The organism is Devosia sp. 919, from assembly GCF_013185965.1.
Taxonomy (GTDB): domain Bacteria; phylum Pseudomonadota; class Alphaproteobacteria; order Rhizobiales; family Devosiaceae; genus Devosia.
The window spans coordinates 23,895-49,709 of record NZ_JABAOL010000003.1; the positions used below are offsets into that span (position 1 = coordinate 23,895).

General features: G+C 64.3%; 33 protein-coding genes and 1 tRNA gene. 12 read left to right on the forward strand and 22 right to left on the reverse strand.

Annotated elements, in window-relative coordinates; all coding sequences use genetic code 11:
• Positions 1 to 139: 139 nt before the first annotated feature.
• A complete protein-coding gene (gloB, locus tag HRQ64_RS18500; RefSeq protein ID WP_172125550.1) occupies positions 140 to 907 on the reverse strand; it encodes a hydroxyacylglutathione hydrolase in 768 nt (255 codons plus the stop codon).
• A gap of 100 nt (positions 908 to 1,007) precedes the next feature.
• Between gloB and HRQ64_RS18505 the strand changes: the two genes are divergently transcribed.
• The 3 genes from HRQ64_RS18505 (at position 1,008) to HRQ64_RS18515 (ending at position 3,864) form a co-directional block, all read left to right on the forward strand.
• Positions 1,008 to 1,739: a methyltransferase domain-containing protein gene (locus HRQ64_RS18505; RefSeq protein WP_172125552.1), complete on the forward strand. Its 732-nt coding sequence runs from the start codon at positions 1,008 to 1,010 to the stop codon at positions 1,737 to 1,739.
• Positions 1,740 to 1,828: 89 nt separating this feature from the next.
• Positions 1,829 to 2,920 (forward strand): histidinol-phosphate transaminase, encoded by a 1,092-nt coding sequence (gene hisC / locus HRQ64_RS18510; protein WP_172125554.1) that lies wholly within the window; start codon positions 1,829 to 1,831, stop codon positions 2,918 to 2,920.
• A complete protein-coding gene (locus tag HRQ64_RS18515) occupies positions 2,917 to 3,864 on the forward strand; it encodes a prephenate/arogenate dehydrogenase family protein (RefSeq protein WP_172125556.1) in 948 nt (315 codons plus the stop codon). Before hisC ends, HRQ64_RS18515 begins: the two co-directional genes overlap by 4 nt.
• Here HRQ64_RS18515 and HRQ64_RS18520 read toward each other — a convergent pair whose 3' ends face one another.
• Positions 3,865 to 4,836 carry a DUF2125 domain-containing protein gene (locus HRQ64_RS18520; protein WP_172125558.1) on the reverse strand — a complete coding sequence of 324 codons (972 nt, stop codon included), beginning with the start codon at positions 4,834 to 4,836 and terminating at the stop codon, positions 3,865 to 3,867. It lies immediately after the preceding gene.
• A 101-nt stretch (positions 4,837 to 4,937) separates the two neighbouring features.
• Between HRQ64_RS18520 and HRQ64_RS18525 the strand changes: the two genes are divergently transcribed.
• Positions 4,938 to 5,489, forward strand: coding sequence for a gamma-glutamylcyclotransferase (locus HRQ64_RS18525; RefSeq protein WP_248307141.1), 552 nt, complete (start codon positions 4,938 to 4,940; stop codon positions 5,487 to 5,489).
• Here the strand turns inward: HRQ64_RS18525 and HRQ64_RS18530 are convergent.
• The 4 genes from HRQ64_RS18530 to ftsE form a co-directional block, all read right to left on the reverse strand.
• Entirely contained in the window at positions 5,486 to 5,830 is a 345-nt protein-coding gene (locus tag HRQ64_RS18530; RefSeq protein ID WP_127754677.1) for a hypothetical protein, read from the reverse strand. The genes HRQ64_RS18525 and HRQ64_RS18530 overlap by 4 nt on opposite strands.
• Positions 5,831 to 5,955: 125 nt before the next feature.
• Positions 5,956 to 6,762: a lysophospholipid acyltransferase family protein gene (locus HRQ64_RS18535; RefSeq protein ID WP_172125562.1), complete on the reverse strand. Its 807-nt coding sequence runs from the start codon at positions 6,760 to 6,762 to the stop codon at positions 5,956 to 5,958.
• 64 nt (positions 6,763 to 6,826) lie between these two features.
• Entirely contained in the window at positions 6,827 to 7,762 is a 936-nt protein-coding gene (locus HRQ64_RS18540; RefSeq protein ID WP_127754675.1) for an ABC transporter permease, read from the reverse strand.
• On the reverse strand, positions 7,755 to 8,417 hold the full coding sequence (gene ftsE / locus HRQ64_RS18545) for a cell division ATP-binding protein FtsE (RefSeq protein WP_127754674.1): 663 nt from the start codon (positions 8,415 to 8,417) through the stop codon (positions 7,755 to 7,757). Before ftsE ends, HRQ64_RS18540 begins: the two co-directional genes overlap by 8 nt.
• Positions 8,418 to 8,646: 229 nt before the next feature.
• Here ftsE and HRQ64_RS18550 point away from each other — a divergent pair, with 229 nt between their 5' ends.
• From HRQ64_RS18550 to lysA, 3 genes are all read left to right on the forward strand, one after another.
• Positions 8,647 to 9,513, forward strand: coding sequence for a zinc-ribbon domain-containing protein (locus tag HRQ64_RS18550; protein ID WP_172125564.1), 867 nt, complete (start codon positions 8,647 to 8,649; stop codon positions 9,511 to 9,513).
• Positions 9,513 to 9,923 carry a response regulator gene (locus HRQ64_RS18555; RefSeq protein WP_127754672.1) on the forward strand — a complete coding sequence of 137 codons (411 nt, stop codon included), beginning with the start codon at positions 9,513 to 9,515 and terminating at the stop codon, positions 9,921 to 9,923. The genes HRQ64_RS18550 and HRQ64_RS18555 overlap by 1 nt, the downstream gene beginning before the upstream one ends.
• A 78-nt stretch (positions 9,924 to 10,001) precedes the next feature.
• A complete protein-coding gene (gene lysA, locus HRQ64_RS18560) occupies positions 10,002 to 11,252 on the forward strand; it encodes a diaminopimelate decarboxylase (RefSeq protein ID WP_172125566.1) in 1,251 nt (416 codons plus the stop codon).
• A gap of 6 nt (positions 11,253 to 11,258) precedes the next feature.
• Here lysA and HRQ64_RS18565 read toward each other — a convergent pair whose 3' ends face one another.
• Positions 11,259 to 11,978 (reverse strand): gamma-glutamylcyclotransferase, encoded by a 720-nt coding sequence (locus HRQ64_RS18565; RefSeq protein ID WP_172125568.1) that lies wholly within the window; start codon positions 11,976 to 11,978, stop codon positions 11,259 to 11,261.
• A gap of 101 nt (positions 11,979 to 12,079) precedes the next feature.
• On the reverse strand, positions 12,080 to 13,531 hold the full coding sequence (gene argH / locus HRQ64_RS18570; protein ID WP_172125569.1) for an argininosuccinate lyase: 1,452 nt from the start codon (positions 13,529 to 13,531) through the stop codon (positions 12,080 to 12,082).
• A 20-nt stretch (positions 13,532 to 13,551) separates the two neighbouring features.
• On the opposite strand from argH, the gene HRQ64_RS18575 reads away from it, so the two are divergent.
• On the forward strand, positions 13,552 to 14,214 hold the full coding sequence (locus tag HRQ64_RS18575) for a TlpA disulfide reductase family protein (RefSeq protein WP_172125571.1): 663 nt from the start codon (positions 13,552 to 13,554) through the stop codon (positions 14,212 to 14,214).
• 3 nt (positions 14,215 to 14,217) lie between these two features.
• Here HRQ64_RS18575 and HRQ64_RS18580 read toward each other — a convergent pair whose 3' ends face one another.
• The 5 genes from HRQ64_RS18580 to gluQRS all read right to left on the reverse strand — a co-directional run bounded on the left by HRQ64_RS18580 (position 14,218) and on the right by gluQRS (position 16,983).
• Positions 14,218 to 14,400 carry a hypothetical protein gene (locus HRQ64_RS18580; RefSeq protein WP_172125573.1) on the reverse strand — a complete coding sequence of 61 codons (183 nt, stop codon included), beginning with the start codon at positions 14,398 to 14,400 and terminating at the stop codon, positions 14,218 to 14,220.
• 53 nt (positions 14,401 to 14,453) lie between these two features.
• Positions 14,454 to 15,137 (reverse strand): rhomboid family intramembrane serine protease, encoded by a 684-nt coding sequence (locus tag HRQ64_RS18585; protein WP_127754666.1) that lies wholly within the window; start codon positions 15,135 to 15,137, stop codon positions 14,454 to 14,456.
• Between the two features lie 16 nt (positions 15,138 to 15,153).
• The gene (locus HRQ64_RS18590) at positions 15,154 to 15,750 is read right to left on the reverse strand and encodes a cob(I)yrinic acid a,c-diamide adenosyltransferase (RefSeq protein WP_127754665.1); all 597 of its coding nucleotides are present in this window, start codon (positions 15,748 to 15,750) and stop codon (positions 15,154 to 15,156) included.
• A 3-nt stretch (positions 15,751 to 15,753) separates the two neighbouring features.
• Complete coding sequence (locus HRQ64_RS18595) at positions 15,754 to 15,954, reverse strand: twin transmembrane helix small protein (protein ID WP_127754664.1); 201 nt, start codon at positions 15,952 to 15,954, stop codon at positions 15,754 to 15,756.
• A gap of 153 nt (positions 15,955 to 16,107) precedes the next feature.
• Positions 16,108 to 16,983, reverse strand: coding sequence for a tRNA glutamyl-Q(34) synthetase GluQRS (gene gluQRS / locus HRQ64_RS18600; protein WP_349236751.1), 876 nt, complete (start codon positions 16,981 to 16,983; stop codon positions 16,108 to 16,110).
• A 13-nt stretch (positions 16,984 to 16,996) separates the two neighbouring features.
• Here gluQRS and HRQ64_RS18605 point away from each other — a divergent pair, with 13 nt between their 5' ends.
• From HRQ64_RS18605 to HRQ64_RS18615, 3 genes are all read left to right on the forward strand, one after another.
• Entirely contained in the window at positions 16,997 to 17,656 is a 660-nt protein-coding gene (locus HRQ64_RS18605) for a DNA-3-methyladenine glycosylase 2 family protein (protein ID WP_172125575.1), read from the forward strand.
• Complete coding sequence (locus HRQ64_RS18610) at positions 17,653 to 18,342, forward strand: phospholipase (protein WP_172125577.1); 690 nt, start codon at positions 17,653 to 17,655, stop codon at positions 18,340 to 18,342. Before HRQ64_RS18605 ends, HRQ64_RS18610 begins: the two co-directional genes overlap by 4 nt.
• 61 nt (positions 18,343 to 18,403) lie before the next feature.
• A complete protein-coding gene (locus HRQ64_RS18615; protein WP_172125579.1) occupies positions 18,404 to 18,961 on the forward strand; it encodes an HNH endonuclease in 558 nt (185 codons plus the stop codon).
• On the opposite strand, the gene HRQ64_RS18620 is transcribed toward HRQ64_RS18615, so the two are convergent.
• The 7 genes from HRQ64_RS18620 to HRQ64_RS18650 all read right to left on the reverse strand — a co-directional run bounded on the left by HRQ64_RS18620 (position 18,958) and on the right by HRQ64_RS18650 (position 23,488).
• Positions 18,958 to 19,476, reverse strand: a complete 519-nt coding sequence (locus HRQ64_RS18620; RefSeq protein ID WP_172125581.1) for a disulfide bond formation protein B — start codon at positions 19,474 to 19,476, stop codon at positions 18,958 to 18,960. The genes HRQ64_RS18615 and HRQ64_RS18620 overlap by 4 nt on opposite strands.
• A gap of 85 nt (positions 19,477 to 19,561) precedes the next feature.
• Complete coding sequence (locus tag HRQ64_RS18625) at positions 19,562 to 20,383, reverse strand: DUF72 domain-containing protein (protein WP_172125583.1); 822 nt, start codon at positions 20,381 to 20,383, stop codon at positions 19,562 to 19,564.
• Between the two features lie 21 nt (positions 20,384 to 20,404).
• Positions 20,405 to 21,091 (reverse strand): outer membrane protein, encoded by a 687-nt coding sequence (locus HRQ64_RS18630; protein ID WP_127754657.1) that lies wholly within the window; start codon positions 21,089 to 21,091, stop codon positions 20,405 to 20,407.
• Between the two features lie 376 nt (positions 21,092 to 21,467).
• Positions 21,468 to 21,551: transfer RNA gene (locus HRQ64_RS18635), tRNA-Leu, on the reverse strand.
• Between the two features lie 82 nt (positions 21,552 to 21,633).
• Positions 21,634 to 22,431, reverse strand: a complete 798-nt coding sequence (gene aac(3), locus HRQ64_RS18640; protein WP_172125585.1) for an aminoglycoside 3-N-acetyltransferase — start codon at positions 22,429 to 22,431, stop codon at positions 21,634 to 21,636.
• A 4-nt stretch (positions 22,432 to 22,435) separates the two neighbouring features.
• Positions 22,436 to 22,852, reverse strand: a complete 417-nt coding sequence (locus HRQ64_RS18645) for a helix-turn-helix domain-containing protein (RefSeq protein ID WP_127754655.1) — start codon at positions 22,850 to 22,852, stop codon at positions 22,436 to 22,438.
• Between the two features lie 54 nt (positions 22,853 to 22,906).
• On the reverse strand, positions 22,907 to 23,488 hold the full coding sequence (locus HRQ64_RS18650) for a DJ-1/PfpI family protein (RefSeq protein ID WP_172125587.1): 582 nt from the start codon (positions 23,486 to 23,488) through the stop codon (positions 22,907 to 22,909).
• Between the two features lie 164 nt (positions 23,489 to 23,652).
• Between HRQ64_RS18650 and HRQ64_RS18655 the strand changes: the two genes are divergently transcribed.
• A complete protein-coding gene (locus HRQ64_RS18655; RefSeq protein WP_172125589.1) occupies positions 23,653 to 24,819 on the forward strand; it encodes a D-alanyl-D-alanine carboxypeptidase family protein in 1,167 nt (388 codons plus the stop codon).
• Here HRQ64_RS18655 and HRQ64_RS18660 read toward each other — a convergent pair.
• Both HRQ64_RS18660 and HRQ64_RS18665 read right to left on the reverse strand, forming a co-directional pair.
• Positions 24,816 to 25,043 carry a sulfurtransferase TusA family protein gene (locus HRQ64_RS18660; RefSeq protein ID WP_248307140.1) on the reverse strand — a complete coding sequence of 76 codons (228 nt, stop codon included), beginning with the start codon at positions 25,041 to 25,043 and terminating at the stop codon, positions 24,816 to 24,818. The genes HRQ64_RS18655 and HRQ64_RS18660 overlap by 4 nt on opposite strands.
• On the reverse strand, positions 25,033 to 25,524 hold the full coding sequence (locus HRQ64_RS18665; RefSeq protein ID WP_172125593.1) for a CAP domain-containing protein: 492 nt from the start codon (positions 25,522 to 25,524) through the stop codon (positions 25,033 to 25,035). Before HRQ64_RS18665 ends, HRQ64_RS18660 begins: the two co-directional genes overlap by 11 nt.
• Positions 25,525 to 25,815: the final 291 nt, after the last annotated feature.

Below are 25,815 nucleotides of genomic sequence, written 5' to 3' on the forward strand. Positions count from 1 at the left end.
GCCTCCCGCTTGGGATCGTCCTCTTCTCAAGAAGGACAACGACCCTGCGGCAATAAAGTCGCAGAGCCCGGCGCAGAGGTAAACAAATTCTTAACACGCGAGCGGAGGTTTTCCTCGGCTTGGTTAAGTCTAGAGCCGTTTAGAAGTTGTCCTTGCCCTTGCGGATGGCCGCAAAGACTTCGCCGGGGCTGGCGCCTTCGAGCCCATAAAAGCGCGCGAGCACCGGCTCGTCGGCGCGCAGGAACGGATTGGCCAGCCGCTCGTCGCCTAGGCGCGAGGGGATGGTGGGCAGGCCCGCTTCGCGCAGGCGCGTCACTTCGGCGGCCCGTGCCTTGAGCGCTTCGTTGTCCGGATCGATCGAGAGGGCGAAGCGGGCATTGCTCGCGGTATATTCATGGCCGCAATAAACGAGGGTGTCGGCGGGCAGGTCGCGCAGCGCCTTGACGCCTTCCCACATCGGCCCGGGCGTGCCTTCGAACATGCGCCCGACGCCTAGCGAAAACAGCGCATCGCCGCTGAACAGGTGACCGTTCTTGGCATCGTGAAAGACGATATGCCCGAGCGTATGGCCGGGCGCGGCGTAAACGTCGAACCGGGTTTCGCCAAGCGTTACCGTGTCGCTGGCTTCGACCAGCTCGTCGAGCCCTTCGATCTTGCCCGCTTCGGCGCGCGGACCAACGACGCGGGCGTTGAACTCGGATTTGAGTTCCGGAATGGCTTCCACATGGTCGATATGGTGGTGGGTGATGAAGATATCGGACAAGGTCCAGCCGCGGCGGGCCAGCGCCATCTTGATCGGGCCGGCCTCGGGCGCATCGATGGCGGCAGTGCGGCCGGTGGCGGTGTCGTGGGCCAGATAGCCGTAATTGTCGTCGCGTGCCGGAAATACCTCGACAATCAAACCCATGGTGCCGCTCCTTGTTGCTGGTGCCCTTAGCTAGGAAGCCGCGCTGGGGAAGGCAACCTCCGATTAGACAAGTCCACCGGGGTTTGGCACAGTTGGGCCCATGACCAGCGATGTTGTGCGCCTGATCGAATATTATAAATCCCCGCTTGGCCGCATTTCGCGGACGCTGGTGCGCGAACATGTCGTTGCGCTGGCGGGGCAGGTGGAGCGCAAGCGGGTGCTGGGGCTGGGCTTTGCCACCCCTTATCTGCGCTTTGCGCTGGAGCGGGCCGAGCGGGTGCTGGCCTTCATGCCGGCGCGGCAGGGCGCTTCTGCCTGGCCACGGGAGGGGCCGAGCTGCACGGTGCTGTGCGATCCGCTGGAAATGCCGCTGACCGATGCGGCGATCGATCTGACCATTGCCGTGCATGCGCTCGAGCATATTGCCGATGCCGAAGAGCTGATGCGTGAGCTCTGGCGCATCACCGCGCCCAATGGGGAATTGATCCTCGTTGTGCCGCGGCGGCGGGGGATCTGGGCGCAGCGTGACACCACCCCGTTCGGTACGGGCAATCCCTATTCAGGCAGTCAGCTGGAAAAACTGCTGCGGGACCACAGCTTCGTGCCTGAAGCGTGGCGCGACGGGCTGTTCTTGCCGCCCATTCAATCCTCGCTGGTGCTCAAATCCACCCGGTTCTTCGAGGGGGCGGGACGGCTGTTGGGACCCGCAATGTCGGGGGTGATCTGCGTGCGCGCGAGAAAGGAAGCCTTTCCCGCCGTGCCGCGGCGCAAGCGCGAGGAACGCTTCGTCAAGGTGCCGGTGCTCAACCCCGCGACGGCCCGCGCGCCGTAGCCAAGCAGGTTCGGCTTGCGGTGCAATGCCCCCTTTGCCTTTGGGGCCCGAGCGCATATGGTCCGCCCCAATTCAGCCAAGACGAAATCATGCCCGATCCCATCCGTCCCACGCCGCAAGCCGGCATTCTCGAGATTGCGCCTTATCTGCCGGGAAAATCCGGCGCGCCGGGCAGCAAGGCCATCAAACTTTCAGCCAATGAATCGCCGCTGGGCGCGAGCCCCAAGGCGGTGGCAGCGCTGCGCGAGGCGGTGAGCCATCCCGAGATCTATCCCGAGGGCTCGTCGCGCTTGTTGCGCGAAGCGCTGGGGGAGGTGCATGGCATCGATCCCGCGCGCATTGTGTGTGGCAATGGCTCGGACGATCTGCTGCATCTGCTGGCGCAAATCTATCTGGGTGAGGGCGACCAGGCGGTGATGAACCGCTATGGCTTTTCGGTTTATCCCATCATCACCCGGGCCGCGGGGGCGCGGATCGTGCCGGTGGACGAGCCCGAGTACCGCGCCGATGTGGACGCGATCCTCGCGGCCGTTACGCCGCGCACCAAGATCGTCTGGCTGGCCAATCCCAACAATCCCACCGGCACCTATCTCAACACGGCCGAGGTGGGGCGGCTGCATGCCGGCCTGCGCCCCGACATCCTGCTCGTGATCGACAGCGCCTATGCGGAATATGTGACGGCGGCGGATTATTCGGTCGGGATGGATCTCGTGGCGGCACACGAAAATGTCGTGATGGTGCGCACCTTCTCCAAGATGGGACTGGCGGCCGTGCGGGTCGGCTGGATGGTGGGGCCCGAGCATGTGATTGACGCGATCAACCGCATTCGCGGGCCGTTCAATGTGAACCTGCCGGGGCAGGTGGCGGCGGCGGCGGCAACGCGCGACGTGGAATTCACCCAGCGGCTGCGCGAGCACAATGCCCAGTGGCGCGAGTGGCTCAGCGCCCAGCTGGCCGGCAATGCCATGCGGGTGGTGCCGAGCCAGGCCAATTTCATCCTCGTCCTCTTCGAAACGCCGGCCGAAGCGGCCAGCGGTTTCGAGCGGCTGGCGGCGGCCGGCTATATCGTACGCGAGGTCGGCGCCTCCTATGGCATCGAGAATGGCCTGCGCATTTCCATTGGTTCGGAGCAGGCGATGCGCGACGTGGCGGCAGTGCTAAAATCGGGAGCGGCGCAATGAGCGTGAAGTTCAAGAAACTCGCCCTGATCGGCATTGGCCTGATCGGCTCGTCCATTGCGCTGGCAGCGCGGCGGCAGGGGCTGGTCGATCACATCGCCATTTCCACCCGCAAGCCCGAAACCCTGGCGGAAGCCGAAGCGCTGCAGCTGGGCGACAGCTATACGCTCGACCCCGCCGAAGCGGTGCGCGACGCCGATCTCGTGATCCTCTGCACCCCTGTCGGCGCCTATAAGAGCGTGATGGAGGCGATTGCGCCGGCGCTGGCGCCCGGCGCTATTCTTTCCGATGTCGGCTCGGTCAAGGAACATGTGGTCAAGGTGCTCCAGCCCCTCTTGCCCGAAGGGGTGCAGCTGATCCCGGGGCACCCGATTGCCGGCACCGAGCATTCCGGCCCCTCGGCGGGCTTTCCAGAGCTCTTTGCCGGGCGCTGGTGCGTATTGACGCCGGGGCCCGAAGTGGACCCGGCCGCGGTGGAAAAACTCTCGGCATTCTGGCGCGCCATGGGCAGCCAGGTCGAGTGCATGGATGCGGCGCATCATGACATGGTGCTGGCGATCACCAGCCATGTGCCGCATCTCATTGCCTACAATATCGTGGGCACCGTTGCTGACCTCGAGGCCGATACCAAATCGGAAGTGATCAAGTTCTCGGCGTCCGGTTTCCGCGATTTTACCCGCATTGCCGCTTCCGATCCGGTGATGTGGCGCGACGTGTTCTTGACCAATCGCGATGGCGTCCTGGAAATGCTGGGGCGGTTTCTCGAGGATCTGGCCGTGTTGCAGCGGGCGGTGCGCACCGGGGACGGTCCGGCGCTCGAGGCCATGTTCACGCGCACCCGCGCCATCCGGCGCTCGATCATTTCGGCGGGGCAGGAAACCGCGGCGCCCGATTTCGGGCGGCCCCATGAGGCGCCGCCAGCGGCAGAGGGCGACGAGAAGGCCTGATCAGAAGAGGGGCGGCACGGCCCCGATCGGTATCAGGCCCGAGAACACGCCGCCGGCACGGAAACTGAGAATATTGGTGTGGCTGCCATCGGCCGCCGGGGTGCCGAGGACGAGGGTGCGGATGGGCTCCTGCAGATAGGGGCCGACCCGTTCGGCGACACCAGTGGAATTGATGCTGATCTGGCCTTCGAGCTGGCCCTGCGGATCGAGCTGGATTTCGCCTTCCGCCGTCAGGGTCGAGGCGCCGTCCGTGGCGCGGGCCGACACGATGCGCAAGGTTGCGTCCACCGCCTGCATGGTGCGCAAGAGCAGCGGATCGTTCCAGATCCGGACATCATCGGGCAGGCCCGTCAGCTCCAGCTGGATTTCGCTGTTGGTGTCGGTGAGGGTGAGGGCGGGGTAAACCAGGTTCTGCGTGCGGGCATAACCGGCGAGCGAAGCCAGATGGCGATCAGGATCGTGCTGCTCGGGAATGTCGAGCAGGTGCAACTCGCTGAGCGTAGCGGTGGCGATGGGTGCTTCACCCATGAGGGGATTGGTCCAGACCAAATCATGGGCGGAGACCGAGAGGCGCGAAATGCGCCAGTCATCGAGCCGGAGGCTGGCTTCGAGGCCCGACCAATCCAGCGCATTGCGCGAGCCGGTAAAGGCATCGCTGACGCTGAGGGGGCCAAGCGCGGAGGCCAGGACATGGGTGGGGCGATAAACGAGGACACTAGCGCGAATGCCGGCGATGTCAGCGCTCACATCCTCGATCGTGATGCGGGCGGGGCTGCAATCCACGTCGAAGCGGAACGGGTAGCCGGTGACGTTGAGGTTTTCGCAAACGACACGCGGGGTGGTGACTCCATCGGCCTGGGCGAGGGCCGCGACCTGGGTGCGCACCTGGCCGGCAATGATGTACCAGGCGACGCTCCAGATCAGGAGAACGGCGACCACGACCACCAGAAGAATTTTGATTCGCTTGCTCATAGGAGCCTTTCTAGCTCCGGTCCGGTAAAGGCCCAAGCGAAGTTCTCGGTTTTGCGCGAGGGGCGTTGACTGCGCCGCAAGGCGGGTGCAATCGGATGGGCATGGACAATGCTTCCCCGACCCAATGGGTTTTTGGCTATGGCTCGCTGATCTGGAACCCGGGTTTTCCGTTTGTGTCCAGCCAGGGCGGGCTGTTGGGGGGCGCGCATCGGGCGCTGTCGATTTATTCCTTTCACCATCGCGGCACGCCCGAACAGCCTGGACTCGTCTTCGGGCTGGCGCGGGGTGGTTCGTGCCGGGGCATGGTGTTTGAGGTTGCGCAGGCGGACTGGGCCGGTGTGCGCGCCTATCTGCATGAGCGCGAACAGGTCACCAGCGTTTATCGCGACGTGTTCCGGCCGGTGCGGCTCGAGGATGGCCGCGTGGTGCAGGCGCTGGCATTTGTGGTGGATGAGCGGCATGCGCAATATGCCGGCAGGCTGCCGCTGGAGCGGCAGCTCGAAATGGTACGGCGCAGTTCAGGAATATCCGGGCGCAATATCGATTATGTGCTCAATACTGCGCGGCATCTGGCGGAACTGGGGATCAAGGACCGGCAGGTGATGGCGCTGGCCGAATTGCTGGCGCGCGAGGACGCGCCTGAGCAGAGTTAAGCAGCCGAGCGGGTTTGGAGCGGAGCGGCGCCTTCGAGGTCCCAAACCGTGCTGAGCCGTTCATTTGCGGCGCCCGAGCTGCGCACGCGGAAGGCGCGATCGGCACAATCGAGCGCGAGGCGGAACCGCGTACGGCTCATAGGGTCATTGACGAGGTCTTCGCTGGAGCCAACCCAAAGGGCGTGACCGCCCTTGGCGACCAAAAACAGGTCGTCGTCAGCCACCGAAAAATGCTCGAGATTTTCGCTCAGCAGGTCGTAAACCCGGCCCGAGCGGCCTTGCCAGTAAGTGGCGCGGCCAAAGCCTGCACCCAGAACAGTGATTTCGGCGGACGGGGCCATTTGGACGATGTCCTTAGCTGCGACAAGAACAAAATTAGAACAAAACTTTAGTCAAGTCAATGCTCTCGCAGTATCGGTTCTAGATATAGTCCTGTCACGCTGAAAGGCCCCATATCTGGGGTTCCTCAGGATTTTTCCGGTTTGCGCGCGTTGACGCGGCGGCGCAGTTCTGGATCGATCGGACGGGACAGTCCTTGATCGACCGCCGTGAGAATCAGTTCATCTGAATCGGTCTCGATGGCTATTTTGAGTCGCTCCATGAATTCAGCCGGCGGCAGTCCCGCTTCAATGGGCGGCAGAAAGCGGGCCTGGGCAGTGCCGGGCCAGATCAAAAAGCTGTTGCGCGGCCAGAACAGGCCCGAATTGAGCGCCACGGGCACAACCGGAACCTTGAGCTCGTTGTAGAGCCGTACGACGCCCTGGCGATATTGCGCGGGATCGAGGGGAGCGCGTCGCGTGCCTTCGGGGAAGATGACGATGCGGCAGCCGCGGCCGACAGCGGCGTGGGCCTGCGCCATCATCAGAGGAATAGCTTCGGCGCCGCGCTTGCGATCGACTTCAATGCAATCGAGCGAGCGGGCAGCCCAACCGAAGAAGGGGATGCGCATCAGCTCCTTCTTGACGATATAAGCGGGCCGGCCGGTATAGGGGAAAATGGCAAACACATCCCAGTCGCTCTGGTGCTTGGCGGCGATGATGCAGCCGCCGGCCGGAATGTGTTCGGCGCCCGTGACCTCGGTTTTGACCCCGACGATCCAGCGCAGCATGGCGAGATTGGAGCGGCACCAGTATTTGGCGAGCGCCCAGCCAGCGGGGGTGCGCTTGAGCCCGTTGAACAGCGCGATGGTGCCGATGCTGATGGCGACGAGGACGGTTTGCCCGATAAACAGCAGGTAGAACAGCGCCGAACGAAGTGCCTGGATGATAACCATGCGAAAGGGGCCTCCATTGCCCCTAGTCCATCCCGGCCGCTGCGCTAGGCAGCGGCGGCGGGGATCAGGAGGTTTGGCTCAGATAGCGCCGCACTGTGTGGCGCGAAGTAACCGCGGTCAGCGCGGCAATAACGGGCACGACGAGCATGATGAAGATGATGCCGTCCCAGCCCAGGGCAAAGCGCCCGAACAGGACGCCGAACTGAGCGCTGGCCTGGTTGGACATCATATTGCCCGCCGCGGTGCCGATCAGCAGGAAAAACAGCACTGCGGCGACGGCACCCAAAAGGCCGCCCTGAAGGCCAATGGACAAAAAGCGCCCCTGGAATTCGCCGGCAATGAACCGGTTGGAGGCCCCAATATAATGGAGCACATCGACGATTTCGCGATTGGTCGCCATGGCGCCGCGTGTGGCAAAGATGATGGCGAGCACGGTGGCAACGCCGATCAGCGTCAGGATCATCAGGCCGGAAAAAACGATCGTGCCGGCCATGGTGTTGAGCTGCTGGCGCCAGGCAGCATGGGTATCAAGGCTCGCGCCCTTGATCGCCTGCAAGTCGCGGGCGAGTTTTTCCACATCGGCATCGACCGGGTCGGCCAGCTGCACGACAACGAGGCGCGGCACTTCGATGGCGGTCAGGTCAAGGCCGGCGCCGAGCCAGGGCTCGAGCAGCTTCTGGCTTTCCTCAAGCGTGAGGGCGCGGGCGCTGGATACGCCTGGCGTGGCCTGGGCGAGGGATACGGCGGTGCGCAGATTGCTTTCCATCACCTCGCCCTCGACGGGGCGGATCTGGATGGTGACTTCGCGGCCCACATCGGATGACCAGGCGATGGCCGATTTTTGCACGAGCACCACGCCGCCCAGGGTGACGGCGGACAAAAAGCTCATGATGGTGATGAGGAGCAGCAGCGTGCGGCCGGCGACGCTGCGTTCGGGCACAATGGGGGCAGCACCGACACGAACGCGGCGGGGCAGGAAGGCCAGGACGCGCTCAATCATGGATCACCAACTCACCCTTGGAGAGCAGCATGCGGGGATAAGGGAACTGGTCGAGCAGGGGCAGTTCGTGGGTCGCCAGGATAATGGTGGTACCAAGGGTGCGGTTGAGCTCGGCAAACAGATGCACCAGCCGGCTCGAGAGCTCGGGATCGACATTGCCGGTGGGCTCGTCGGCGAGGAGGACCTTGGGGCGGGCGATCACGGCGCGGGCAATGGCGGCCCGCTGCTTTTCACCACCCGAGAGGAGCGAGGGGGGCGCGTCCATGCGCTCGCCCAGGCCCACCCATTCCAGCAGTTCGGTGACATTGGGCCGGTATTCGCTTTCGGCCTGACCCAGGACGCGCAGGGGGAGCGCGACATTTTCATAGGTGGTGAGGTGGTCGAGCAGGCGGAACTCCTGAAAGACGATGCCGATATGGCGGCGCATCTGCAGCAGGCGGTCCTGGGTCAAGTCTGACACGTCCTGATCGAACATGGTAACGCGGCCACGCGAGGGCTTGAGCGACAACAGCAGCAGGCGCAGCAACGAGGTCTTGCCCGCGCCCGAAGGGCCGGTCAGGAAATGGAACGAGCCCGGCTCGATGGAAAAGGTGAGGTCCTTGAGGATTTCCGGACCATTGCCGTAGCGCAGTCCAACATCGGAAAACTCGATCAAGTCGGCAGGCTCCCACCGTTCAAAAATGCTGTGGCTTTGGCGCGCGCGCCGAATCAGCTGTTAGCGCACCATAACAGGGCTAACCCCATGATGGCGCAGACGAGGAGGGTTTTGCCGGCAGGAAAGCGGCGCAAATGTGAAGGGAGGCGGGCCTGTGGAAGGTTTGAGGGTTCTTAACCCCCGTCTTCTAGGTTGGGGGCGGGCGTCCTGCCCGTAGAATCACGGCCGCATGATCATCACCTGTCCCCATTGCCAGACCAAATACCAGGTGACCTACGAGGCCATTGGCTCGACCGGCCGCAAGGTGCAGTGCGCCCAGTGCCAGCAGGCTTGGCGGCAGGTGCCGCTCCAGGCGCCGTCCCCCGAGCCCGAACCGGTGGCGATCGACCCCCTGACCGAAGACGGGCTCGACGAGGCCATAGAGGCCGAAGAGCGCGAGGCGAGCCCCATGCCCGCTGGCGCCAAGCGGCGGAAGTGGCCGGGGTCGGAGCCGGCGGGCGCGGTGGATCCCGCCGTGATCCGGCAAAGGCAGCGCGATTTCACCCAGCGGCAAAGTGCGGTCAACGCGCAATTGCCACTGGCCAGGCTGCGCCGCGCGGTGCGGGTGCTGGGCGTGCTGACGCTGGCAGGGCTGGCGGTGTTTGCCGTTTGGGGGCGCGTCGAAATCGTGAAGCGGTATCCGTCGCTCGCCGGGGTTTATAGCGCCGCCGGGCTGCCGGTGAATGTGGTTGGTCTCGAATTTGGTGAGGTCAAAACCCTGCGCACCCTGCAAGGGGGCAAGGAAGTGTTGCTGGTTTCAGCCCAGATTGCCGGCACCAGCGATCGCGCGGTCCCGGTGCCGCCTTTGGTGGTTACCCTGCTGAATGGGGCGGGCGCGGGCATTTATGAGTGGAGCGTGGCGGCAAATGCGCCCATGCTCAAGGCTGGCGAGCAAACGCTGGTGGAAACCTTGTTAACCGTGCCGCCGGCAGAAGCGGAGCGCGTCCGGCTGAGCTTTGCCAGCGGCCGGGCCGATGGCGACGATGCTCGTCCGGTGGCGGCGGCCGCCGAGCCGGCAGCAGCCGCCGAGCCGGCACATGAAGTGGAGCAGCATTGATGGCCCGAATCCTGGTTGCTGAAGACGATCCTTCGGTGCGCGCTTTTGTGGTTAGTGCCCTCGAGATCAAGGGACACGACGTGGTCGCGGCCGAAGATGGGGGTTTGGCGATCGAGACGATGGAAGAAGAAGGGGGGCGGTTCGACCTCCTTTTGTCCGACATCAAGATGCCGATCATGGACGGGATCGCGCTGGCGCTGCAGGTGGCGGCGCAATATCCGCAGGTCATTATCGTCTTGATGACCGGCTTTGCCGATCAGCGCGAACGGGCCCATGGGCTCGATGCGCTGATCTATGACGTGATTACCAAGCCGTTTTCGCTGGCCGATCTGTTGGCCAAGGTCGATGACGCGCTTGCGGGCAAGCCGGTGGAAGTGGTCAGCATCGCTCGCCGCGGGATCGTGGGCTAGCGGCAAGGCAGGCGGGCCCTTTCGCGCGCTGCATTCGTGGTTTAGACAGGCTCCATCCCGCCAGATGGAAGACCTCACGTGACCAGACCTGACACTTTGCCGCCCCAGCTGATCGCGGCTGCCATCCGTTCGGCTGAGGAGGTGGGCACTCCGGTCTGGCTCTATGAGGCCGAGATGATCCGGCAGCGGGTTGCCCAGTTGCGGGCATTCGACACCATCCGGTTTGCCCAGAAGGCGAACAGCAATACCCATATCCTGCGCCTGCTGCGCAACGAGGGCGTGATGGTGGATGCCGTGTCGCTGGGCGAGATCGAGCGGGCGCTGCACGCAGGATTTGAGCCGGGCACCCAAGCCGAAGAAATCGTCTTTACCGCCGATATCATCGATGCGGCCACATTGGCGCGGGTGATCGAGCTGCGCATTCCGGTTAATTGCGGCTCGCCCGACATGATCGCGCAAGTGGGCGAGGCCAGCCCTGGGCACCCCATCTGGTTGCGCCTCAATCCGGGTTTCGGGCACGGCCATAGCCGCAAGACCAATACCGGCGGGCCGTCGAGCAAGCATGGCATCTGGCATGACGAGCTCGAAGCGTGCCTGCGGCTGGTCGACCAATATGAGCTCAAGCTCGTGGGCCTGCACATGCATATCGGCTCGGGCGTCGACTATCAGCATCTACACCGGGTGTGCGACAGCATGGTCGATGCGGTGCGCCGCGCCAACCGACCACTCCAGGCGATTTCCGCCGGGGGTGGGCTGTCCGTGCCCTATCGTGCTGGTGAGCCCGAGATCGATATTGCCGAATATTACGCGTCCTGGGACAAGGCGCGCGAGCAAGCCGAGGCCATCACCGGCAGCAAGCTGCGGCTGGAACTGGAGCCGGGGCGGTTTCTGGTCGCCAATGCCGGGGTGCTGGTTGCCGAAGTGCGGGCCGTGAAAAAGGTCGCCAACAACCATTTCGTGCTGATCGATGCGGGGTTCAGCGACCTGGCGCGGCCGGCAATGTATGGCAGCCACCACGACATCGTTTTTGTCAGGCGGGATGGCAGCCTTGTCACCGGGGAAGCGGGCGCCGCGGCGGTGGCTGGGCCGCTCTGCGAATCAGGCGACGTCTTCACCCAGTCCGATGGGGGCTATGTGGAGTTCCGCGACATGGCCCTGCCATCGGTGGGAGACTTTGCGATCATCCGGGATACGGGCGCTTATGGCGCGAGCATGTCGTCGAACTACAATACGCGTCCGCTTGCCCCGGAAATGCTGCTGGATGATGGGGCGCTGCGTCTCATCCGGCGCCGCCAGAGCGTGCAGGAGCTGCTGGCGCTCGAGGGCTAAAGGCGCCTAGCCGTTGCTTTCGTACACCGCTTCGATCCGGTCGGCGACGAGGTGTTGCAGGCGCCAGAGATGGGGGTCGTGGATGCCCATGTCCTCGAGGTGCCGGACGGTGGCAAAGAGATATTCGGCCATGGAGCCGCGGGTGCCGACGGCGCGCGCCAGCACATCGGCAATGGCCTCGTCCGAGAGCCCGCTCACATAGCGGCCGGAATGGCGATCGATGCAAAAGGTCAGCGCGGTGATGGTGCGCTCGCCGCTCTTGGCGCGCACCCAGCGGGGCGGAAACGCTGAGGGCAGCCAGGCCATTTCGCGCTCGAGCAACTTGATGAGATTGGCCTCAACCGCATCGGGGGGCAGGCGATACAGCACGCCATTGCATGAGCCGCCGCGATCGAGCGCCAGCATGAGGCCGGGATTTTCCGGGCTGCCGCGATGGCGATTGTTCCAGCCGAGGCAAAAGGACCGGTGCCAGCCGCGCACCAGGCCCTTGCGCATTTCCACGAAGTCGCAGGCCGGGCGCCAGATCAGCGAGCCATAGGCAAAGAACCAGATTTCGTCGGTGTCCTCGCGCTCGGCAAGGAGACGCCCAAGGGTGGCGCGGTGATCCTCGGGGGTGGCTTCCCACATGCCCTCGGGCGGGGGCGGCAGGATGTCGGTGACTTCAGGGGGCTGCAGATAGCCGACATGGCGCTCGGTCAGGCGCATCTGCCGGAGTTTTTGGGGCATTCCAGGTCCTTTCACCTGCCGGTTTCCCCGGCTCGCCCATCAGGATGGGGCAGGACCGGGGAAACGGCTCAGATGGTAAAAGACTGGTTCAGTTTACCCTGCTATTCAACCCCGCCATCGCCATGGCCGCCATGCGCCTTCTTCTTGGCAAGGGCCCGCGGCTCGGCGGGCTGGCCGGTGAGGAGGGTTTTCCAGCGGGCGGCTTGCGTTACCACATTGCCTGGCGCGGTGCCGCCATAGCTGCTGCGGGCGGCAACGGAGGCTTCAACGGTCACGACCTTGTGGATGCGGCTGTCGATGCGCTCGTCGACCGATTTGAAATCCTCGATGGTGAGGCCCTCGAGCCCGCAACCCTTGGCTTCGGCGAGGGCGACGATCTGGCCGGTGATGTGGTGGGCATCGCGGAAGGGGATATTGGCCTGACGCACCAGCCAGTCGGCGACGTCGGTCGCGGTGGAAAAGCCGGCGCTGGCCGACGCGTGCATGCGCTCGCGATTGGCGGTGAGATCGCCCACCATGCCGGTCATGGCGGCGAGGGACAGCGAGAGGGCATCGAGGGCGTCGAAGGCGACTTCCTTGTCTTCCTGCATGTCCTTGGAATAGGCCAGCGGCAGGCCCTTCATGACAACGAGAAGGCTCGACAGGGCGCCGATGATGCGCCCGACCTTGGCGCGCACCAGTTCGGCGGCATCGGGGTTGCGCTTTTGCGGCATGATGGACGAGCCGGTGGTCCATTTGTCGGACAGCTTGATGAAGCCGAACTGGGCCGAGCTCCAGATCACCAGTTCCTCGGCAAAGCGGGAGAGATGCATGGCGCAGATCGCGGCGGCCGCGAGGGTTTCGAGGATGAAATCGCGATCGGACACGGCATCGAGCGAATTGGCGGTGGGGCGATCAAAGCCGAGGGCCTGCGCGGTCATGTCCCGGTCGATGGGATAAGGCGTGCCGGCCAGCGCCGCCGAGCCTAGTGGGTTTTCATTGAGGCGCTTGCGGGCGTCTTCGAGCCGGCCGGCATCGCGCCCGAGCATTTCCACATAGGCCAGGAGATGGTGGCCAAAGGTCACCGGCTGGGCGTTTTGCAGATGGGTAAAGCCGGGCATGATGGTTTCGGCTTCGTCCTCGGCCTTGGTGACGAGGGCAAGCTGCAGGCCGCGGATCTGGACGAGGAGCGTATCGATGGTGTCGCGCACATAAAGGCGGAAATCGGTGGCGACCTGGTCATTGCGCGAGCGGGCGGTATGGAGGCGCCCGGCGGCATCGCCGATTTTTTCGCGCAAGCGCGATTCCACATTCATGTGGATGTCTTCCAGCGAACGCGAGAACGTGAAGGTGCCGTTCTCGATCTCGCCCAGCACCTCGGTTAAACCGGCCGTGATGCTGTCGGCATCGGCCTGCGTCAGAATGCCGGTTGCAGCAAGCATGCGGGCATGGGCTATCGAGCCGGCAATATCCTGGGGGAAAAGACGCTGATCGAAGCCGATCGAGGCGTTGATTTCTTCCATGATGGCGTCGGGGCCCGATGCAAACCGGCCGCCCCACATCTTGTTGCTCATTGCTGCTCTCCGGAGATCCCATGACTCAATCCAGCCCCGTCCGCCCCGAAGCTCGCCATCGGTTCCGGTTGCTGCTGGGACTTGGAGTTGGTGTGGTGGCGCTTTCTATAACGGCGTGGGCGTGGCTGGGCAATGCCGGGCAGGCACGCGAATGCCCGGTGCAAGCCGAGGCGGCCGAGGCGATCGACTTTGCCGCAGTGGGGGAACTCGCTGCGCTCAATGGCACGGGGGAAGGGCGGGGCTATTCGACGCTTGCCTTCCAGGACGATGCGGGTGCGCCGATGAGCATTGCGAGCTTCAAGGGTAAGAAATTGCTGGTCAATTTCTGGGCCAGCTGGTGCGTGCCGTGCCGGGAAGAAATGCCCGCGCTCGATGCGCTGGCGAGCCAATATAATTCGGACGATTTCGCGGTGCTGCCGATCAATCTCGATATCGGGGAAGACGGGCTCGGCAAGGCGCGCGCGTTTTTGGCCGAAGGCCAGTTCGCCAATCTGCCGCTGTTTGCGGATCCGAGCTTTGCCGCTTTCGAGCGGCTCAAGCGCGAAGCGGTGGCGGTGGGGCTGCCGGTGACGCTGGTGCTGGACGAAAACGGGTGCGAACTGGGCGTGCTGCAGGGGCCGGCGGAATGGGACACGCCGGACGGGCATGCGGTGGTGGAAGCGCTGATCGGGCTTGGTGCCTGACCCTCAGGCGCGCTTGTCGATCACGAGGCCCTGACCGGGTGGTGGCGCGGCCTGCACGGCTTGGGCGACCATGTTGATGAGGCTGGCTTCCATCTCATGGGATTTCTTGAGCACGGCCAGCTGCACGCTTTGCTGAGTGGCGGCGGCGCGGGTGGTGACCATCTGCATGGCAAGGTCGGTGTTCATAAGGGCGCTCCCGTTCCAGGCGGGATCATAGAGAGGGGCGGGTAAACAAAGCCCTAGCGCCCGCCCAGCAGCGCCACTTGCGAGCGCTTGCCGATCGCGGCCAACACCATGCCGGTGGCAAAGCCACCAAGATGGGCCCACCATGACACGGGCTCCAGCGAGCCCATCACCACATTGAAGATCTGGACGGCAATCCAGACGCCAAGCATCCAGAAGGCGGGCACCGGCAGCGGAATGGGAATGACGATGCGCGCCAGCACATAAACCCGGGCATGGGGATAAAGCAGGCAATACGCCCCCATCACCCCGGCGACGGCGCCCGAAGCACCGATCAGCGGCGTGGTGCTGTTGGGATCGAGCAGGAGGTGGAGGAGCGCCGCGCCGGCCGCGCAGCCGAGGTAAAACAACACGAAGCGGAAATGGCCCAGGGCATCTTCGATGTTGTCGCCGAACACCCAGAGAAACAGCATATTGGTGCCCAGATGCAGCCAGTCGGCATGCAGGAAGGCATAGGTAAAGAGCGTCGCCCAATCGGGCAGCCAGGGGAGGGGCTGGGGATAGATGTCGCGTACCACCACCGGGATCATGCCCCATTGGATCGCGGCCTGAAGAAAGCCGATTGGCGGCAGGAGCGACTGGGCTGCAAAAACAAGGGCGGTGAACGCCATCAGGCCATAAGTGACCCAGGGAAAGGCAATGTGGCGGATCGGGTTGGTGTCATGCAGGGGCAGGAACATGCCGATCCGCCCCCGTTCAGCTGCCCCTGCGGGCGTCCCCGTAACCGCCCGGCACCCAGAGCACGTCCTTGGCGCCCTGGTTGTTGGCAACGCGCGCCAGCACAAAGAACAGATCCGACAGGCGATTGAGGTAGCGAACAGCTTCGGGATTGGTGTCGGGCTCGGCCGCGGCCAGTTCCACCACCAGCCGCTCGGCACGGCGCGTCACCGTACGTGCCACGTGAAAGGCCGCGGACAAGGGCGTACCGCCGGGGAGGACAAAGCTTTTGAGCGGGGCGAGATCGGCATTGTAGCTGTCGATCTGCTTTTCGATCCAAGTGGTCTGGGCGGCAGTGATGCGCAGGGAGGGGTGCTCGGCATCGGGCGCGTCTTGCCCGGGGGTGGCGAGATCGGAGCCGACATCGAAGAGATCGTTCTGGATGCGGGCGAGCATGGTGTCGATCTTGGGCATGGAGCCGGTTTGCAGCCGCGCGAGGCCGATAAAGCTGTTGGCTTCATCGACCGTGCCATAAGCCTCAACCCGCAAATCATATTTGGGACGGCGCGGCCCGCGCACGAGGCCGGTGCTGCCGTCATCGCCGGTGCGGGTATAGATGGAATTCAGTTTGACCATGGTTCAGCCCCTCGATCCGCCAAAGAAGAACAATGCGGCCAGCAGCAGCAGCAATGCGACCGCCTGGCCAATCACGCGCAGGCGCATCAGGCGCTGGCTGGTATTGCCCGAGCCGCCCTTGAGCATGTTCCAAAAGCCCAGCAGGAGCACCCCGACTACAAACAGCATGACCAGGGCAGTGACGATATTGAGAAGGTTTTCCATGAGTTCCTGCCGGGGATGATGATCCCTAAATGGGCGAGCCGCTGACGGGATGCAAACGGCAGCGGCAAGCGGGGCCTGCATGCCATAAATCTTGCTGCAGGTGAACTGCCGGGGTGCTTTCCCCGCATCCAAGCTGGCTCACGCGCTTGAGCCTCAATTGAGCTGGCGCGGCGCAAAGCCGAGTTCGCGCCTGACATCGTCGGGGCTCCAGCCGGCCTGCCGCAGCGCCGCAAGGGATTGCGAGTTCCGCGATTTGCTGAGCTTGTTGCCCTCTCCATCAAGGATGAGGCGGTGGAAATGGTAGATGGGCGAGGGCAGGCCGAGAAGGAACTGCACGAGAACATGGATATCGGTCGAGGCTTCCATGTCGCGACCACGGGTCACATGGGTGATGTTTTGCGCGGCGTCATCGACAACGACGCTCAGGTGATAGCTGGTGGGGGTGCCCTTGCGCTGGAGCACCACATCGCCCCAGCGTTCGGGGCGGGCATAGCGGATCTGCGGGCGATCGGTGATAAGCGGGCCGACAAGGGTAAAGGTCAGCGGGCCGGTCATGGCGCGGGCGCGATCATTGCGCAAACGGAACTGCACGGGATCGCCGCGCTCGAGCCGCTCGATCTGTTCGGCGGCGCTCAAGTGGCGGCAGGTGCCGGGGTAAAGCGGGGCGCCGTCGGGGTCCGTGCCGGTGGATTTAGCGGCGATTTCGCTGCGCGAGCAAAAGCAGGGATATAGCAGATCGAGGTCACGCAACCGCTCGCCCGCCTGGGCATAGTGGTCGAAGCGCTGAGATTGCCGCAGCACCGGTTCAGGCCAGTCGAGGCCCAGCCAATGCAGGTCGCGAAAGATGGCGTCGGTAAATTCGGGTTTACACCGCTCGAAGTCGATGTCTTCGATCCGTAAAAGGACGGTGCCGCGCAAGGCGGCGGCCGCAGCCCAGGTGTAAAGGGCGGAAAAGGCGTGCCCCAGATGCAAGAGCCCATTCGGGCTGGGGGCGAAACGCAACAGGGGACGATTGGGTGAGTTCGACACAGCGGCACACTACATGAACGACGCGCTGGCGTCACCGCGCCTCGATACGCAAGCGGCGGTGGACGCCCATCTAGACGCCCTGGTGCGGCTCGATCCGCGCCTCGCCCCGGTGCGCGAGCGCGCGGGGATCGTGCGGCCGCGGATCACCGAGGCGGGATTTGCCGGCATTGCGCGGGTGATCTGTGGCCAGCAATTATCGGTGGCGAGCGCCAATGCGATCTGGAGCCGCTTTGCCCAACTGCCGGGGGCGCATGATCCCCGCGCTTATCTCGCCCTCAGTGAAGCGGAGGTGCGGGCCACCGGCTTTTCGGGCGGCAAATATCGCACCGTGCGGGTGATCGCCGAAGCGGTGGTGGCGGGGGCGCTCGATTTTTCCCATCTCGAAACATTGCCCGCCGAGGCGGCGGTGGATTATCTCACGGCACATAAGGGGATCGGCCCCTGGACGGGGCAGGTTTACCTGATGTTCTGCGCGGGCCATCCCGATGTGTTTCCCGCGGGGGACCTAGCGCTGCTCAAGGCGGTGCATTGGGGGCTCGAGCTTGAGGTGCGCCCCACCATCAAGCAGATGGAAGCCATTGCCGCCGGCTGGACACCGCATCGCTCGGCGGCAGCGCTGCTGTTCTGGCGGTATTTCGCGGCGATCCGCGACAAGGAAGGAATTGCGCTTTGAGTATTCTCACCGGCCCCAGCGTGCCCCCCAAGAGCGGAGGCGCGCCCCGCCAGCTGGCTGTGTTGCTGCATGGCTATGGCTCGGATGGGGCCGACCTGATCGGGCTGGCCCCTTATTGGCAGGATGGCTTGCCCGAGGCGATGTTCATTGCGCCCAATGCGCCCCAGCCCTGCCCGGGCTCGCCGGGTTACCAGTGGTTCCCCATCTACTTCGGAGGGGGCGAGGTGAGCTGGAGCGGGGCGACCGAGGCGCGCGAAACGCTGGTGCGCTATTTGCGCGAGCTATGGGACGAGACCGGGATTGCGCCCGAGAACACGCTGCTGGCCGGCTTTAGCCAGGGGGCGATGGTGGCGCTGCATGCCGGGCTGTCCATTCCCGAGAGGCTGATGGGCATTGTCGCCATTGCCGGAGCCTTGGCGCCGCCGCCGGGATTTGGCGAGGGCAAGCTGGGCACGCCGCCGGTATGCCTCGTGCATGGGGATCGCGACGGGGTGGTGGAGCCGCGCTTCAGCGCCGAAGCCGCGCGCAAGCTTAAGGAAGCCAGGATCGAGGTGCACTACCATGTCTCGCCTGGGGTAGCGCATGGGATTGCGCCCGACGGGGTGGCGTTTGTTGATCAATTCATCCGCAAGATCAATCAAAACAACGGGAACGCAGTTCTGCACGAGCAGCCTTCACAGGACTGATACAAAGGGCTTAGTATAAGGAGGATATGGACTCCTTCGATTCCCGTTTCGGGAGACTCAAGTGACGATCCACGTGTCGCCTGAGGCCTGTCCCGCCCTGGTTCTGAACGCCGACTTCCGGCCGCTCAGTTACTATCCCCTGTCGCTATGGTCCTGGCAGGACGCCATCAAGGCGGTGTGCCTGGAGCGCGTCAATATCGTGTCGCACTACGACATGGTGGTGCATTCACCGAGCTTCGAGATGCGGCTGCCCAGCGTCGTGTCGCTCAAGGATTATGTGAAGCCGGCGCGCCATCCCGCCTTTACGCGCTTCAACGTGTTTTTGCGTGATCACTTCCAGTGCCAATATTGCGGCTGCAAGGATGATCTGACCTTCGACCATGTGATCCCGCGCTCCAAGGGCGGGCAGACCACCTGGGAAAATGTGGTGGCGGCCTGCGCGCCCTGCAATTTGCGCAAGGCCAATCGGATGCCTTCGGAAATCAAGATGTTCCCGCGCCAGTCGCCTTATCCGCCCACGGTCTATGACCTGCACAATAATGGCCGGGCGTTCCCGCCCAACCATTTGCACCAGAGCTGGCTCGACTATCTCTACTGGGATATCGAGCTCGAGCCTTAGGCGAGGCGCGGATTGTTGCGCCGCTGGGCGACAATCGAGACCAGCAGCAGCGCGACAATAGCCAGGCTGACCAAGGCATTCATGCCCGCCAGTGACAGGCCAAGGAAGCGGAACTGCACGACGTCGCAGCCCACGACATGGGCGGCGTTGAGATCGCTCAGCGCATCAAAGCTCACGCCGGCGCCTACCCCGGTGCAGGCAGTGGGGCCGGGCCAGAAACCCCATTCCACCCCGGCATGGTAGATGCCCATATAGGCGCCCCAGGCGAAGATGGCGGTGGCCACGGCCATGGCGAGGTACCAGAGCGCCAGCGGCATGCGGTTCCAGAACAGCAGCACCAGGAACAGGATGGGCAGGCCGAAATAATAGGCGAGGCGCTGCTCAAGGCAGAGATCGCATGGCACGAGACCGCCGATCAGCTCGGACGCCCAGGCGAGCGTAATCGCCAGCAGGCCGAGCGCAAAAGCAAGGGCCGCACTGATCTTGTCGAGCGGAGAGCGAAGCGAGGCGGCCATGGGCGGGTTCCGGAGTGACGCTTGTGGGTGCGGGTGGGATAGCCGCACAAGCCGGTAAAAACCAGAGCGGAACGGCGATTTGATGCTAATCGCCGGGCAGGCTGATCCCGAGGGCCTGGCGCAGGGCGATGGCATTGGCGGGGGCGTGCAGCTTGTCCTCATGCACAAAAAGAGCAAAAACATCGTGCCCCGCGGCGTCCCAATCGCGGATCTGGCTAGCCCAATCGGCGATGTCGTCAGGAGTGTAGCCGGCAGCATCGGGGCGGGCAGGGCCCTGCAGGCGGCAATAAGCGAAATCGGCGGTGAGAACGCGGGCGGGCTGCTGGACGGTGTCGCTGATCACCAGGGCGGTGTTGTGTGCGGCGAGCAGATCGCGGGCGGCAGGGTCATCCCAGCTGGGGTGGCGCGCTTCGATGGCGTGGCGGATTGGGCCGACACCGGTGGCATCAAGAAAAGGCGGGGTTTTGAGGCGCTCATCGGCTTGCGCGGCGAGGGCAAGATAGTCGTCCGCCGTGCGGGGCAGGAGAGCGAGGAAGTCTTCCAGCACGCCGAGGTCCAGCGCCAGGTTGGGCGGCAGCTGCCAGACAAAGGGGCCGAGCTTGGGGCCGAGTGCCAGGGGACCCGAGGCCAAGAAATTGGCGAGTTCAGGCCGGCAGTTCTTGAGGCGGCGGATATGGGTGACGAGCTGGGCGCCCTTGACCGCAAACACGAACCCATCGCGGGTTTCGGCGGCCCATTTGGCAAAGCTCGCGGGCTTCTGGTTGGCCCGGAAGGTCGCATTGATCTCGATGGTGCCGAGCCGGGAGCTGCTATAGGCGAGCTCCCGCTTCTGCACCAAACCATCAGGATAGAACGTGCCGCGCCAAGGCTCGAACACCCAGCCTGCCGTTCCGGTCCTGATGGTCATGGTTGGGACATTGCCGCTGGACTAGAACTTGTAGTTCATGCCGGCGCGCACCACGCTGAAGCGCTGCGTGGAGTCGACCGAGCCGCCGGGCAGGCCGGAATAGGTCTGGGTGCCCAGGTCCACATAGAGATATTCGGCCTTGAGGGTCAGGTTGTCGGTGGCGGCAGCTTCGAGGCCCGCGCCCACGGTCCAGCCCAGATGGGTGGTGGACTGCGAGGTCACGACATTGGCCGCGTCCGTGGTGCTCATCGAGCCCTTGCCGACGGCGACACCGGCGGTGACATAGGGCATCACGCGATCCAGCGCCATGCCGGCGCGGCCACGCAGCGTGCCATAGGCATCGATGCCCGATTCGAAAGTGGTGCCTGGGCCGATATCTTCTTCATAGCCGATCGAGGACCACTGGCCGTCCGCTTCCACACCGACGATGAAGCCGCTGCCCATGTCCATGTTGTAGCCGACCTGGGCGCCGAGCGACCAGCCATCGGTATTGGTGTCGATCTCGGGGCCGCCGCCAGATGCTTCCTGCGTGGTTTCGCCAAAGCCGTAGCCGCCGTTCACGCCGGCATAAAAGCCGGACCAGTTGAAGGCGGAGGATGACGAATAGAACGGCGTCGCGGCCGCGCCACTGTTCCAGGACAGGTCGGCGGCGTTGGCCGTACCCGTCAGCAGAAGCGCTCCGCCCAAGATGATCGCTGCATGCTTCATGATAAACCTCGTATAAAGATGTCCCTGCAAATTGCGCAGAGAGTCTTAATAGCGCGGTAAGCCGTTTGGTTAACGGCGCCATGTTGTGCGGTTTGCTGGTCACAAAAATCTGAGAGCTTAGTTGGGGAACTTTCCCCCTTTGCCGCTGGCGGCTGATGGAGAGCAAAGCGCGGTGAATGGGGATACGACCAGCACGGTCAGCAAATTTAGGTCGATAAGGTTCTGCTGCTGCCAGTGGGTCGGCTTTGCGGCCGCCTTGCGCCACTGGGCTGACTGGCGCAGGTGCCTGGTCTTGCTTGCCAGCAGGCATGCAAACCCAGCCAGAGGTCACCGGCATTGCCGGGAGCAACTGTGGAACGCCAAAGCTGAAGGAAACTGGTGCCCCCCGCCGGACTCGAACCGGCACGCCTCGCGGCGGAGGATTTTGAGTCCTCTGCGTCTACCATTCCGCCAGAGGGGCACGGGCTGTGTCTAGCGCAAGGCGCTGTGCGCCGCAACTGGGTGCGATAGGGTGCGTGCGCAGGTTTTTAGCGCGGAGCCGATCAGTTTCCCACCGCGCGGTAATGCTGTTCGAGCCAGTGAACGGCGAAGGCAAGGATCTCGGGCGCGGCAACGAGGACGCAATCGGCATTGCCGACCCGGCCCGTTTGCCCGGCGCCAGTGGCGAGAAAATCGCGCACCACGGTGGCGAAATAATCTTCGGGGAGCCCAGGCGGGGCGTTGGCAGTGTCGAACTCCTCGCACCAGCGCCAGTGAGTGGCGCCATCTAGAAGCAGCGGGACCTCGAAGCGCTTAACCGGCTTGTCGGGGAAGCGGGCCAGGTGCTCGCCATGGTGGAGGAGGGTCATGGTGTCGAGCGGGGCGCCCAGCATCAGCGTTTTGCCGCCTGCCTCGACCAGCTTGCCCAGCGGGGATTGCCTGCCATAGCCATAATCGAGGGCATGATCGGCGGTGAACCAATCGGCCTGCGCGCCCAGGGCCGCGCAAGAGGCGCCGGGATTGCCGCTGCGCCGGGCCCCGGGGGTGGTGCGCAGCAATTCGGGAAAGGCGCCGTTGTCGCGGATCGAGCGCGAGCGCGCCGGATCAAACGGCGGCACATGGGGGCGGAGCGCGGGATCGGCAAAGGCGTCTTCCTCGGCTTGCCAGTCGCAATAACCCAGGAGCGTGCCCTCGGGGCCGAGCACATCAGTGAAGGCGTCGATCAGCGCGTCGGGGCCGCCCAGAATAGGGCCGACCTGGCGTAGCGCCGCGTGCACCAGCACGGCATCGCCGGGCCCGAGGCCCAGGTCCTGCAACTGCCCAGCGAGGGACGGTCGGGTCCAGGGCGAGGGCGAGGGCATTCAGCTACCCCCTGGCGTAAGCGATCTTGCGCGGCTGCTCGGCCTCAACGGCGATGGCACGCTGATCGTAGACCGTGCGGGCATCGATGATGGCGCCATGATGCTCGGCCGACCAGTCCCACAGCGCCTGAATGGGGTTGGTCAGCGTCTTGCCCAGTTCGGTCAGGCCATATTCAACCCGGGGCGGCACCTCGGGATAGATGGTGCGGGTGACCAGGCCATCGCGCTCGAGATTGCGCAGGGTGAGGGTCAGCATTCGCTGCGACACGCCATTGATCGAGCGCTTGAGTTCGTTGAAGCGGATGGTGTCATGGCGGGCGAGAATGCCCACCACCATCACGCTCCACTTGTCGCCGATGCGGTTGAGCACATCGGACATGGCGGTGCAGTTGGAGCGATTGGCGGTGTCCTGGAGCGACATGGGCGACCTGCGGGGTTGGTTGGCCCTCAATATAGAGATGGTTCCTTTCAGTGCCTAGGGTGCAGTTTGTGCCGGCGGGTGCTCGGCGGCAAACAGCCCATAGTAAAACCGCAGATCGTCGCTGCCATAGCCCAGGGCCTCGAGCATCTCGGCCATGAAACTGACCGGGGCGGTGCCGGGGGCGGTGATGATGGCACCGGCGCGGACGGCCCGGGGCTGGTCCCGGTAGAAACGGGCGCCGGCATAACCGGTAGGGGCGAGGTTGTCGGTGCTGTTGCTGGTATGGGGGATGGTGTCGAGCAGGCCGGCGCGGGCAAGGGGCAGGGTGCCATCGCAGATGCCGCCGACCACCTTGCCGGCTGCCGCCGTCGCTTGCAGCAGGCGGGTAAGGTCGGGTGCTCCGGGTTGCGACCAAGCCGCGCCACCGCAGATGACAAGGGCATCAATGCCGGCGGGATCGATATTGTCGACAGGCAGGTCAGGCGTGACCTGCAGGCCGCCGGCGGAGGCCAGCGGGATCCCACCGGGGGCGGCGTAGCGGGTGGTGATGCCGAGATGGCCGGCACTGGCCGCGTTCAACAGGGCTGTTTCCCAATCGGCAAAGCCGGGGGTGAGGACGGTAACAATGGTGGTCATGGGCGTTCTCCAGGTGGAAATTGCGGTTGTGCCGCGACCCCTCGTCAAGGGATGTCAGGAGGTTGGGGGTTCAAAAGCCCGTGGGTGGGAGGGCCCGTGCATTGAGCTTGGGCAAGGTGGCTGTTAAGAACGCGCGCCCCTTATCAGTCCCGGAGCTCGCTCTCGTGCCGTCAGCTCGATCCTTGCGCTCAGCCATCATTGCCATTGTCCTTAACTGCCTGTGGGCGGGTGCTGCAGTGGTCCAGGCCAATCCCATGCTGCTCGTGGATATGGACAATCTTGCGGTGCTTTATGAGGAAGATGCCGGCCAGCCCTGGCACCCAGCGTCGCTTACCAAGCTGATGACCGCTTATGTGGCTTTCGAGGAAATCCAGAAGGGCACCGTGACGCTGCAAACGCCGGTGGTGCTGTCGCGCAATGCCATCAACCAGGCGCCCAGCAAGTCGGGGCTGCCGGTGGATAGCGCGCTGAGCCTGCAGGACGCGCTTTATATCATGATCGTCAAGTCGGCCAATGACATCGCCATGGGGATCGCCGAAACCGTGGGGGGCAGCGAAGCCCAGTTTGTCGCCAAGATGAACGAGACGGCGGCGCGGATGGGGCTGTCGGCAACCCGCTTTGTCAATCCGCATGGGCTGCATGACCCGGCCCAGCAAACTTCGGCGCGCGATCTGGCGGTGCTGTCGCTGTATTTGCGGCAGAACTTCCCGCAATATGCCGAGATGTTCGGCACCGAATTTGTGCAGCTTGGCAAGGCCAAGCTCGAAAGCAATAATGCCCTGCTGACCAAGTTTGCCGGCACTACCGGCATGAAGACTGGCTATGTTTGTGCTTCGGGGCTCAACATGGTGGTGACCGTCGAGCGCGACGGGCGGCGGCTCCTGGCGGTCGTGCTGGGCGGCTCATCGGCGCGCGATCGCAATGAGCGGGCGGCCGAATTGGTGTTGCGCGGCCTGTCAGGCGCGGCCCGGCCGGCCGGGCAGTCGCTGCTGGCGCTGGCCAACAATCCAAGCGCCGCGCCCGTGGATATGCGCGCGCGCATTTGCGGCCAGCAAGCACCGGAATATGTGAAGGCGCAGGAAGCGGCCTTCCCCATGGGCCTCAAGGGGCAGCCGAGCTATCTCAATGATGCGATACCGGCGCAGTCCTATGTGGCGACCAATCTGGGCCGGGTGCGCGTGGGGATCGAATTGCCGCGTCCGCGTCCCGATCACGCGCCGGCCTTCCCGATCGCCAGCGATGTCGTAGGGATCGAGGCGGAGCTGCGGCCTGGTATGGCGGCAACTGCCACCGGGCCGGTACCCATGCCACGGCCGCGCCCGAACCTTTAGCGGCGCACTAGCTCGAAGCGCAGGTGATCGCCGGCATCCGTCACCGTGCAGTCATGGCCGTTCTGGCGGCAATAGAGCGGGATGTCGATGCGCGCCATCGGGTCGGTGGCCAGCACGACGAGCCGGGCGCCGGCTGGCAGTTGGGCCAGCCGTTTTTCGGTTTGCAGCACCGGCAGGGGGCATTTGAGCCCCCGCGCGTCAATCAGTGTCGGCTCAGTCGGCAAGAATAAGCACCCAGTAGATGCCGTAATTGGAGGTCGGATTGAAGGCGACCGCGACGCCGGCCTTGCCGGCATTGGCACGCAGGCCAGCCGCATCGGCGGGGTTGTTGCGCCAGCCCGAGAAGGTTTCGGCGAAGGTGGCGTAACCGGCGCTGAGCTTGAGCGCCGTGACGCCATTGGGCGTCTTGGGCGGGGTGCCGGTGGAGGCATATTGGTTGACGAGCGCCTGGGCGGTGCCACTGAGGCCAGTATCGAGCGCCAGGGCCGGCAGGCCGTTGGTGGCGCGATAGGCATTGATGATGCCGATGGCCTGGGCCCGGTCGAGGCTGGCCCCTGGCTGGTCCATGCGGGCGGACAGGCCGGGCGACAGGGTCCCGGCTGAGCCACCAGTGTTGCCAAAGGGGCTGCAGGCGGACAGCAGGACCGCGCCAAGAAGACCAAGGGTGGGGAGCAAAATGGCGGTACGGCGGCGAATGGCGCTCATGGATTTTCCTTCGGCAAAGGCACGGATGAAGGGCGGAATGCTCCCCTATACACCGTTGAACCGGCGGGTGGGGGGCCTTTATGTGGCGCTTAAGGTCACCTTTCAGCCAGCGCGTTGACGGTTTGCTTACCCTTTGCAGGCCTCTCCCCAGGCGTTGCGGCCAGGCGGGGGAGCGCCGGTCAGTAAAATTGACATCAATTGCTTTTCGGGTCGGCAAGGACGCCAAGTAAAGTGGGGGCAAAGGCAAGAAACCGCCGCCTCGGCCCTCCGTTGATCGGAACTAATCATTTC

Excerpts from the sequence above, each read along its gene's own strand:
- HRQ64_RS18550 (WP_172125564.1), top strand. The coding sequence starts at position 8,647 with ATGATCATCACCTGTCCCCATTGCCAGACCAAATACCAGGTGACCTAC.
- HRQ64_RS18665 (WP_172125593.1), bottom strand. The coding sequence starts at position 25,524 with ATGAGCGCCATTCGCCGCCGTACCGCCATTTTGCTCCCCACCCTTGGT.
- HRQ64_RS18650 (WP_172125587.1), bottom strand. The coding sequence starts at position 23,488 with ATGACCACCATTGTTACCGTCCTCACCCCCGGCTTTGCCGATTGGGAA.
- HRQ64_RS18580 (WP_172125573.1), bottom strand. The coding sequence starts at position 14,400 with ATGAACACCGACCTTGCCATGCAGATGGTCACCACCCGCGCCGCCGCC.
- HRQ64_RS18555 (WP_127754672.1), top strand. The coding sequence starts at position 9,513 with ATGGCCCGAATCCTGGTTGCTGAAGACGATCCTTCGGTGCGCGCTTTT.
- HRQ64_RS18605 (WP_172125575.1), top strand. The coding sequence starts at position 16,997 with ATGAACGACGCGCTGGCGTCACCGCGCCTCGATACGCAAGCGGCGGTG.
- HRQ64_RS18630 (WP_127754657.1), bottom strand. The coding sequence starts at position 21,091 with ATGAAGCATGCAGCGATCATCTTGGGCGGAGCGCTTCTGCTGACGGGT.
- HRQ64_RS18590 (WP_127754665.1), bottom strand. The coding sequence starts at position 15,750 with ATGGTCAAACTGAATTCCATCTATACCCGCACCGGCGATGACGGCAGC.
- HRQ64_RS18620 (WP_172125581.1), bottom strand. The coding sequence starts at position 19,476 with ATGGCCGCCTCGCTTCGCTCTCCGCTCGACAAGATCAGTGCGGCCCTT.
- gloB (WP_172125550.1), bottom strand. The coding sequence starts at position 907 with ATGGGTTTGATTGTCGAGGTATTTCCGGCACGCGACGACAATTACGGC.
- HRQ64_RS18645 (WP_127754655.1), bottom strand. The coding sequence starts at position 22,852 with ATGTCGCTCCAGGACACCGCCAATCGCTCCAACTGCACCGCCATGTCC.
- HRQ64_RS18625 (WP_172125583.1), bottom strand. The coding sequence starts at position 20,383 with ATGACCATCAGGACCGGAACGGCAGGCTGGGTGTTCGAGCCTTGGCGC.
- HRQ64_RS18515 (WP_172125556.1), top strand. The coding sequence starts at position 2,917 with ATGAGCGTGAAGTTCAAGAAACTCGCCCTGATCGGCATTGGCCTGATC.
- HRQ64_RS18520 (WP_172125558.1), bottom strand. The coding sequence starts at position 4,836 with ATGAGCAAGCGAATCAAAATTCTTCTGGTGGTCGTGGTCGCCGTTCTC.
- HRQ64_RS18535 (WP_172125562.1), bottom strand. The coding sequence starts at position 6,762 with ATGGTTATCATCCAGGCACTTCGTTCGGCGCTGTTCTACCTGCTGTTT.
- HRQ64_RS18505 (WP_172125552.1), top strand. The coding sequence starts at position 1,008 with ATGACCAGCGATGTTGTGCGCCTGATCGAATATTATAAATCCCCGCTT.
- hisC (WP_172125554.1), top strand. The coding sequence starts at position 1,829 with ATGCCCGATCCCATCCGTCCCACGCCGCAAGCCGGCATTCTCGAGATT.
- HRQ64_RS18575 (WP_172125571.1), top strand. The coding sequence starts at position 13,552 with ATGACTCAATCCAGCCCCGTCCGCCCCGAAGCTCGCCATCGGTTCCGG.
- HRQ64_RS18565 (WP_172125568.1), bottom strand. The coding sequence starts at position 11,978 with ATGCCCCAAAAACTCCGGCAGATGCGCCTGACCGAGCGCCATGTCGGC.
- argH (WP_172125569.1), bottom strand. The coding sequence starts at position 13,531 with ATGAGCAACAAGATGTGGGGCGGCCGGTTTGCATCGGGCCCCGACGCC.
- HRQ64_RS18525 (WP_248307141.1), top strand. The coding sequence starts at position 4,938 with ATGGACAATGCTTCCCCGACCCAATGGGTTTTTGGCTATGGCTCGCTG.
- HRQ64_RS18540 (WP_127754675.1), bottom strand. The coding sequence starts at position 7,762 with ATGATTGAGCGCGTCCTGGCCTTCCTGCCCCGCCGCGTTCGTGTCGGT.
- HRQ64_RS18585 (WP_127754666.1), bottom strand. The coding sequence starts at position 15,137 with ATGTTCCTGCCCCTGCATGACACCAACCCGATCCGCCACATTGCCTTT.
- HRQ64_RS18530 (WP_127754677.1), bottom strand. The coding sequence starts at position 5,830 with ATGGCCCCGTCCGCCGAAATCACTGTTCTGGGTGCAGGCTTTGGCCGC.
- HRQ64_RS18595 (WP_127754664.1), bottom strand. The coding sequence starts at position 15,954 with ATGGAAAACCTTCTCAATATCGTCACTGCCCTGGTCATGCTGTTTGTA.